Source organism: Pseudarthrobacter sp. HLT1-3 (assembly GCF_059383535.1).
In genome coordinates this window covers 1-8,076 of the sequence record NZ_JBWZCJ010000047.1, presented here as the reverse complement: position 1 = coordinate 8,076, position 8,076 = coordinate 1, and the positions used below count along the sequence as shown (strand labels likewise).

Sequence of the window (8,076 nt, the reverse complement as noted above, 5' to 3'; positions counted from 1 at the left end):
CGGTGGAACAGTGCGTCAACAACACTATTTTCCCAGCTCAGAAGCACCTTTCGTCGCTTAAACACACCCTACGGGCCCCACCCTCATGAAAACCCCGGGCTAGTCCCCGCCCGGAGTCAGAATGAAGTCCCACGGGTCGCTGTTGGTGGTGCTGACCCGGATCTCGACGTCGTGCCCCTGGTCGCTCAGCACATTGCCCAGCGCCTCGGCCGCGGCCGGCAGCCACAGCCACTCACTCGCGAAGTGGGAAACGTCGATCAGGTACGGGCGGTCATTGACCGCTGCCTCGCGGGCTTCCGACGCCGGATGGTGCCGCAGGTCCGCGGTCAGGAAGACGTCGGCGTTGCTCGCCCTGACTTCGCCGAAGAGGGAATCGCCGGCACCGCCGCAGACGGCCACGCGGCGGACCAGCCCGTCCCTGTCCCCGGAGACGCGCACCCCGCCGGCGACCGAGGGCAGGATGCCGAAGACGCGGGCCGCAAAGTCGCCAAGGGTCAGGACGTCCGCCAGGTCCCCGACCCGCCCGATGCCCTCCTCCGGCAGACCGTTCGCCGCCGGCGTCAGCGGGGCCACGTTTTGCAGGCCCAAGGCGTCGGCCAGGACATCCGAGACGCCGCCGACGGCGGAATCCCCGTTGGTGTGGACGGTCAGCAAGCCGGTCCCCGACTCGATCAGACGATGCACGGCCCGGCCTTTGGCGGTGGTGGCCGCAACCGAGGTGACGCCCTTGAGCAGCAGCGGATGGTGGGTGATCAGCAGCTGGGCGCCAAAGTCGATGGCCTCCTCGATCACCTCGAGGGTCGGGTCGACAGCGAAGAGGATCTTGCTCACCGCGGCGGAGGGGCGGCCGGCCACCAAGCCCACTTCGTCCCAGTCCTCGGCCAGGGATTCGGGCCAGAGCTCTTCCACGGCCAGCAGGACCATGCCCAGCGTGGGCACCTCCGGTATTTCCCCGGATCCGTTGCCGGAACCGTCGTTTCCTTCGGGCGGGCCAGCTGAAACGTCGGTGATTACAGGTTCCATACCCCCATTTTTACCCTATAGTCGGGCCTCCCCCGCGGACGCCGGGAATCATCGGGGCCCTTCAACCATTGAAGAGAGCATGAGAACTTTTGTGCTCGGCGGAGGCTGCTTCTGGTGCCTCGACGCCGTCTACCAGAAAACCAAGGGTGTCAGCGCCGTCATTTCGGGCTACACCGGAGGCCACCTCCGCAACCCCGACTACTACGCAGTCTGCTCCGGGACCACCGGCCATGCCGAGGTGGTGGCGGTGACTTTCGACGAGGAGGTCATCCCCGCGGAGGTCATCCTGGACATGTTCTTCGCACTCCACGACCCCACGACGCCCAACCGCCAGGGCTACGACGTCGGAACCCAGTACCGCTCCTCGATGTTCTATGAGACCACCGATGAGAAGATCCTCTTCGAGGAGGCCATCGAGCGGAACCAGTCGCTGTGGGCGCATCCGATCGTCACGGAAGTCAGCCGGCTGCCGGTGTTCCACCGCGCCGAGGAAATCCACCAGGACTACTTCGCCAAGTTCCCGGAGCAGGGCTACTGCCAGGTGATCATCAATCCGAAACTGGCCAAAGCCAGGAAATATTACTCAGCATGGCTTAATGCTTAGCTAGGGCCTGCGGGCTCTCGTTAGGCTGACCTCAGTATCCCCACAACAGACAGGCGCAGACACCCATGGCACGGATCTATGACGATGTTACCCAGCTGGTCGGCGGCACCCCGCTGGTCCGGCTGAACCGGCTGACCGAAGGCCTTGACGCCACCGTGGCCGTCAAGCTCGAGTTCTACAACCCGGCCAACAGCGTCAAGGACCGGATCGGCGTCGCCATCGTGGACGCCGCGGAGAAGTCCGGTGCCCTCAAGCCCGGCGGCACGATCGTGGAAGGCACCTCCGGAAACACCGGCATCGCCTTGGCCATGGTCGGCGCGGCCCGCGGCTACAAGGTCATCCTGACCATGCCCGAAACCATGTCCACCGAGCGCCGTGTCATGCTCCGCGCCTTCGGTGCGGAGATTGTCCTCACGCCCGGCTCCGAGGGCATGCGCGGCGCCGTGGAGAAGGCCCAGGAGATCGTCGCCAACACGGAGAACTCCATCTGGGCCCAGCAGTTCGCCAACGAGGCCAACCCCGAGGTCCACCGCCAGACCACGGCGGAAGAAATCTGGTCCGACACCGACGGCAAGGTCGACATCTTCGTCGCCGGCGTCGGCACCGGCGGCACCGTCACCGGCGTCGGGCAGGTCCTCAAGGAGCGCAAGCCCGAGGTCCAGATCATCGCCGTCGAACCGAAGGACTCCGCCATCCTCAACGGCGGCGCCCCGGGACCGCACAAGATCCAGGGCCTCGGCGCCAACTTCGTCCCGGAAATCCTGGACACCAACGTCTATGACGAGGTCCTCGACGCCACCCTGGAGGACTCGGTCCGGGTCGCCCGCGAACTCGGAGTCAAAGAGGGCATCCTCGGCGGCATTTCCTCCGGCGCGATCGTGTGGGCCGCCCTGGAACTCGCCAAGCGCCCCGAGAACGCCGGTAAACTGATCGTTGCTGTTGTCTGCGACTTCGGTGAGCGTTACATCTCCACCGTGCTGTACGACGACATCCGCGGCTGAGCCCAGCCCGCTATTTCCGATTTCGTAGAAAGGTCTTTGTGAGCTTTTTCGCAAGACTGAAGGAAGACCTCGACGCCGCCCGGTCGCATGACCCGGCGGCTCGAGGGTCCGTTGAGAACTTCTTCACCTACTCCGGCCTGCACGCGATCTGGGCGCACCGCCTGACGCACCGGCTCTGGCAGAACCCTGCGCTGCGCTTCCCGGCGCGGCTGATTTCCCAGCTGGCCCGGTTCCTCACCGGGATCGAGATCCACCCGGGAGCCACGATCGGGCGCCGTTTCTTCATCGACCACGGCATGGGCGTCGTCATCGGTGAGACCGCCGAGATTGGCGAGGACGTCATGATCTACCACGGCGTAACCCTCGGCGGACGCTCGCTGGCGAAGGTCAAACGCCACCCCACTCTTGAGGACCGCGTCGTGATCGGGGCCGGAGCCAAGATCCTGGGACCCATCACCATCGGCCGGGACAGCGCCGTGGGCGCCAACGCCGTTGTGGTCAAGGACGCCCCGGCAGATTCAATCCTCACCGGCGTGCCGGCGACCTGGCGTCACCGGGACGCACAGCGCGAAACCAAGCCCGCCGTCGACCCGGCTGAATACCTGATCGAATACCGGATCTAGCCGGCGCCGCCTGCCGCCGGACTGGCATGGGTGCCAGCATGCATGCATCCGGCTGCTAGGCGGGAAACCGCCGGTAGATCTTCCAGATCACAACGTCAAAGGCCCGGTCGGGGAGCAGCCGCCGCAACAGCAGAATCGCCCGGGCACCCTTCCCCACCGGGTAGCGGGTCCTGGGCCTGCGCGACGTCGCGGCGTGCACGATGGCGTCGGCAATGACGTCCGGCGGGGTCGACATGGACGAGCCCATGGTTGAGGCCAGCGCTGCAGCGACGATTTTCGCCTGGTCCGTGTAGGGCCCCCGGCCGGACGTGGCCAGCAGGCTGTCGCCGGAAATCGCGCCCCACTCCGATTCGGTTCCGGACGGCTCGATAATGGACACGTCGATGCCGTGCGGCTTGAGTTCGACCCGCAGTGAATCGCTCAGGCCCTCGACCGCGAACTTGGTGGCGTGGTACCAGGCACCGAGCGGCTCGTACATTTTTCCGCCGATCGAGGACACATTGATGATCCTCCCCCGCCCCGCCGCCCGCATTCCGGGCAGCACTAGCTGCGTCATCCGGGCCAGCCCGAAGAGGTTGACGTCGAACTGCCGCCGCCCCTCGGCGAGTTCCACTTCCTCCAGCGAGCCGTAGGAACCGTAGCCGGCGTTGTTCACCAGGACGTCGATCCGGCCGTGGGCGGCAATCACCTGCTCGACGGCGGCGGTCATCGAATCCTCGTCCGTCACATCGAGCGGCAGAACCGTCACTCCGTGCGCCTTGAGGGGCTCCATCTTCCCGAGGCGGCGGGCCCCGGCATAGACGGTGAAACCGTGCGCCGCGAGCTTCCAGGCGGTCTCAAAACCGATTCCGGTCGAGGCGCCGGTGACGAATGCTACGGGCTGTGTCATCTGCTGCACTCCTGGGACGGTGGCGGGTGGGACGCCGGCGGGGGCGGTTACTGGACGGGATCCCGGAGCGGGTTCCCGGTTAAACGCGAACGGCCGGTGCCTCCCAGCGTAACGGGGAGCACCGGCCGCCGGCCTCAGTGGCGAAACTAGTGGGTGTCCACTGCCTCGATTTCGGACTTGTCCTCGCCCCAGAGAGTGTGGAACGTTCCTTCGGAGTCAACACGGCCGTAGGTGTGCGCACCGAAAAGGTCGCGCTGGCCCTGGATCACGGCGGCCGGGAGGCGCTTGCGGCGCAGGCCGTCGTAGTACGCCAGCGAGGAGGAGAACACCGGGACAGGGATGCCGAGCTGGACCGCGGTCGAGACGACCCGGCGCCAGGCCGGGAGGACGTCGGCGATCGCCTTGGTGAACGCCGGGGCGAACAGCAGGTTGGCCGGCTTCTCCGCCGCGGCGTAGGCCTTGGTGATCTCCTTGAGCAGTTCGGCGCGGATGATGCAGCCGCCGCGCCACAGCGAGGCGATCTCGTCCAGCTTCAGGTCCCAGCCGTATTCCTTGGCGGCCGAGGTGAGCATGTCCAGCCCCTGCGCGTAGGACACCAGCTTGGAGGCGTACAGCGCCTGGCGGACGTCCTCGACAAAGCTCTCGGGGATCTCGACGTCGGCTTCCGCCCCGACGAGCAGGTCCTGGGCCAGCTTGCGCTGCTCCGTCTGCGAGGACAGCGCCCGGGCAAAGACCGATTCGGCGATGCCCGACGTCGGGGAGCCCAGCTCGAGTGCGGAGATGACGGTCCAGCGGCCGGTGCCCTTCTGGCCGGCGGCGTCCACGACCACGTCGACGAACGGTTTGCCGGTCTTCGCATCCACGTGGCCAAGGACCTCGGCGGAGATTTCGATCAGGAAGGAGGCGAGGTCGCCCTTGTTCCATTCGGCGAAGATTTTGGACTGCTCGGCCGGCTCGATTCCCGCGCCGGAACGCAGCAGGTCGAACGCTTCACCGATGACCTGCATGTCGGCGTATTCGATGCCGTTGTGGACCATCTTGACGAAGTGTCCGGCGCCGTCGGTGCCGATCCAGGCACAGCAGGGCTTGCCGTCGACGTGGGCGGCGATCTTTTCCAGCAGGGGGCCCAAGGCGTCGTAGGACTCCCGGGAGCCGCCGGGCATGATGGAGGGGCCGTTGAGGGCACCTTCCTCGCCGCCGGAGACACCGATGCCGACGAAGTGCAGGTCCTTCTTGGCGAGGGCCGCCTCGCGGCGGCGGGTGTCCTCATAGTGGGAGTTGCCGGCGTCGATGATGATGTCGCCCGGTTCCAGCAGCGGCTCGAGCTGCTCGATCACGGAGTCGACCGGCTTGCCGGCCTTCACCATGATCAGCACGCGGCGCGGCTTCTCCAGCGAGTCGACGAGTTCCTGCAGGGTCTCCGTGCGGACGAAGTCGCCGTCCTTGCCGTGCTTCTCCAGCAGGGCATCGGTTTTCTCGACGGAACGGTTGTGCAGGGCAACGGTGAAGCCGTTACGGGCCAGGTTGCGGGCGAGGTTTGCCCCCATCACCGCAAGGCCGGTGACACCGATGTGTGCTGACATCAAAACTCCAATTCATTCTGTGCAACGAGTGCAGTTCGTCCCGCGCGTGAGGCGGGACCATTTTCTTGGGATCAGTGGCTGTCAATAAACCATATGTATTTCCGCGGGCGGCTGGAAAGCCGTGCCCACGTGGCGGAATATGGCGCTTCACCTACAGTCTATGATTTCCCGAGCCGTGCGCCGCCACCGGCGTCAACCTCGGCCGAAACGTCCTCTGGAACATCGTCTGGAACAGTGACTGCCCCACTATGCTTACGACTATGTCAACCAGCCTCCACCACCGTGCGATCGAGCACCTCGGCACCCGCATCGTCGCAGGCGCTCTGCCGCCCGGCCACATCATGCTGGCGGAGCACCTCGAAGAGGAACTCAAGGTGTCCCGTTCGGTGGTGCGCGAGGCGGTACGCGTCCTTCAGTCCTTGGGCCTGGTGGAAACGACCAAGCGGGTGGGCATCCGGGTGCTGCCAGCCGCCCGATGGAACCCTTTCGACCCCCAGGTGATCCGCTGGCGCCTCGCCGGCGATGGCCGTGGCGCACAGCTGCGTTCGCTCGCCGAGCTGCGCACCGCCGTCGAACCTGTCGCCGCCGAACTGGCCGCTGCCAACGCCCCCGGGGAGATCCGCCGCGAGCTCGTCGACGTCTCGCACGCGATGCGCGACGCTGGGCAGGCCGGGGACGTGCCGAGGTTTCTGGAGCTGGATATTCATTTTCATTCACTGCTGCTGACAGGCTCCGGAAACGAAATGTTCGCCAACATGGTGGGCCAGGTGGCTGAGACGCTGACCGGGCGCACGGTGCACGGCCTGATGCCGGACCATCCACGGGCGGCCGCGCTGCAGTGGCACGTGGACCTGGCGGAAGCGATCGCCGACGGAAAGCCAGTGGCGGCCCGCGAAGCCTCGGACCGGATCATGCGGAACACCATCTCGGAGATGGAACCCGAGTGGAAAAACCAGCCCAGAGTCTTTGTCGCGGTCCAGCGGCCCTAAGCCCGGGCGATCGTTGCCAGGGCAGCCCGCCGATTCCTCGAGGGCGGGTGTCTCCCCCATCTTCTGACCAGGGTCTACCTCTACCCGTGGCCAAGCGGCCCGCAATTACACCATCGACTGGGCATTTACGAGGCCCGGAATCGCCGCCGGGTGTTTCTCATTTCCAAATATTCACGGTATATTCGTCTCAGGCCTTCCACCGCGGCATCCCCCAATAGTCGCGGTGGAAGGCCTTTCCAATGCCCCTGTAAGTCTGGCCCACGGTGGCAGCTGACGCTCCGCCTAGGCCGCGTCTGCGATGGCCTCCCGGAGCCGCCAGCCGCCGCCCCGGCCGTCACGGACGATTTCCATCGTTGTGAGGGCAGAACCCTGATTCCGGCCCAGTCTCGCCTGGATCTGCCACACTTCGACGTCGACGCGGCTTAGCCCCTTGGGCATCCGCCGCTCCGCCTCCCACCAACTCACCCGCTCGAACCAGCGCACCGGCTCCGCCCCGACCAGCCATTCGTGACCGCCGCGCAGCACCGTCTGGGGCCTTCCATCCGGACCAGTTTTCAGTATTACGTGTTCCATGCGAGCCACGGTAGGGCGAGGCTGTGACAAAGTCCGCTGCGTTGCCCATTGACCCGAACGCCCGGTCAAGCAGCCGGTCTGGTGGCGGCCTGGGGTTCATTCGAGCTGGAAGTGGCGGTTTCGGCGTGGCACCTGGTGTGGGTCCAGGTGCGGCGGGGGGATGAACCAGGGGATGCCGGCGCGGACCTGGATGGTCCATTGTTCCTTGTGGATCACGTGGTGGTGGTGTGAACAAAGTNACTGCGGAAACGCGCAGCCCCCGTCCCGCGCGGTGAGGGCCTTGCGGATGTGCGGCGGGAAGACCCGTGAGGCCCGGCCGATGTCCAGGACCCGGCCGTTGCCGCCGAGCACGAGCGGAATGATGTCCGCGTCGCAGGCGATTTTGCGTACGGTCGAGGCCGTGACCGGGCCGGTGAACATCAGGGTCCCCGTAGTCGATCCCGGTCCGCGTGTCTGCGGGCCGGGGCCGCCGAGCTGATCAAGGAGGTCACGGTAGTCGATGGTGACCATCACCTGCGGGCGCAGGCCTCCGGTGGCGGGCAGATCTCCGGCCGCCAGGGCCACCTTGCACGCACCGACCAGACCATCGAGCAGCCGCTGCGGCCGGGTGCGCTGATCGAGGCGCCCGGCTGCGGCCGCCTCCGCCGCAGCCGCGTCCACAACACCCCCGGAGCCGGCGCCGGCGTCAGCGTCGGGGTCGGCGGCAGCGCCGGTGCGCGGGTTGGTGGCGGTGTTCATGACCGTGAGCAGGTGTTCGAACTGGTCGGCCGTGGCGAAGATTTCCAGATGCT

General features: G+C 66.4%; 9 protein-coding genes. 4 read left to right on the top strand and 5 right to left on the bottom strand.

Features of this window, described 5'->3' with window-relative positions; translation table 11 throughout:
• Nucleotides 1–99: 99 nt before the first annotated feature.
• Nucleotides 100–1,023 (bottom strand): Nif3-like dinuclear metal center hexameric protein, encoded by a 924-nt coding sequence (locus AC50X9_RS20875; RefSeq protein WP_494896935.1) that lies wholly within the window; start codon nucleotides 1,021–1,023, stop codon nucleotides 100–102.
• Nucleotides 1,024–1,102: 79 nt separating this feature from the next.
• On the opposite strand from AC50X9_RS20875, the gene msrA reads away from it, so the two are divergent.
• From msrA to epsC, 3 genes are all read left to right on the top strand, one after another.
• Complete coding sequence (gene msrA / locus AC50X9_RS20870) at nucleotides 1,103–1,627, top strand: peptide-methionine (S)-S-oxide reductase MsrA (RefSeq protein WP_494896933.1); 525 nt, start codon at nucleotides 1,103–1,105, stop codon at nucleotides 1,625–1,627.
• Between the two features lie 65 nt (nucleotides 1,628–1,692).
• Entirely contained in the window at nucleotides 1,693–2,628 is a 936-nt protein-coding gene (gene cysK, locus AC50X9_RS20865; protein ID WP_494896931.1) for a cysteine synthase A, read from the top strand.
• A gap of 38 nt (nucleotides 2,629–2,666) precedes the next feature.
• The gene (epsC, locus tag AC50X9_RS20860; RefSeq protein ID WP_494896929.1) at nucleotides 2,667–3,251 is read left to right on the top strand and encodes a serine O-acetyltransferase EpsC; all 585 of its coding nucleotides are present in this window, start codon (nucleotides 2,667–2,669) and stop codon (nucleotides 3,249–3,251) included.
• Nucleotides 3,252–3,306: 55 nt separating this feature from the next.
• Here the strand turns inward: epsC and AC50X9_RS20855 are convergent, their stop codons facing one another.
• Nucleotides 3,307–4,140, bottom strand: a complete 834-nt coding sequence (locus AC50X9_RS20855) for an oxidoreductase (RefSeq protein ID WP_494896927.1) — start codon at nucleotides 4,138–4,140, stop codon at nucleotides 3,307–3,309.
• Nucleotides 4,141–4,286: 146 nt separating this feature from the next.
• The gene (gene gnd, locus AC50X9_RS20850; protein WP_494896925.1) at nucleotides 4,287–5,723 is read right to left on the bottom strand and encodes an NADP-dependent phosphogluconate dehydrogenase; all 1,437 of its coding nucleotides are present in this window, start codon (nucleotides 5,721–5,723) and stop codon (nucleotides 4,287–4,289) included.
• A 260-nt stretch (nucleotides 5,724–5,983) separates the two neighbouring features.
• On the opposite strand from gnd, the gene AC50X9_RS20845 reads away from it, so the two are divergent.
• Complete coding sequence (locus AC50X9_RS20845; protein ID WP_494896923.1) at nucleotides 5,984–6,712, top strand: FadR/GntR family transcriptional regulator; 729 nt, start codon at nucleotides 5,984–5,986, stop codon at nucleotides 6,710–6,712.
• A gap of 282 nt (nucleotides 6,713–6,994) precedes the next feature.
• Here the strand turns inward: AC50X9_RS20845 and AC50X9_RS20840 are convergent, their stop codons facing one another.
• Together AC50X9_RS20840 and AC50X9_RS20835 are read right to left on the bottom strand one after the other, a co-directional pair.
• A complete protein-coding gene (locus AC50X9_RS20840; RefSeq protein ID WP_494896921.1) occupies nucleotides 6,995–7,285 on the bottom strand; it encodes a hypothetical protein in 291 nt (96 codons plus the stop codon).
• A 96-nt stretch (nucleotides 7,286–7,381) separates the two neighbouring features.
• On the bottom strand, nucleotides 7,382–8,023 hold the full coding sequence (locus tag AC50X9_RS20835) for a DUF222 domain-containing protein (protein WP_494896937.1): 642 nt from the start codon (nucleotides 8,021–8,023) through the stop codon (nucleotides 7,382–7,384).
• Nucleotides 8,024–8,076: the final 53 nt, after the last annotated feature.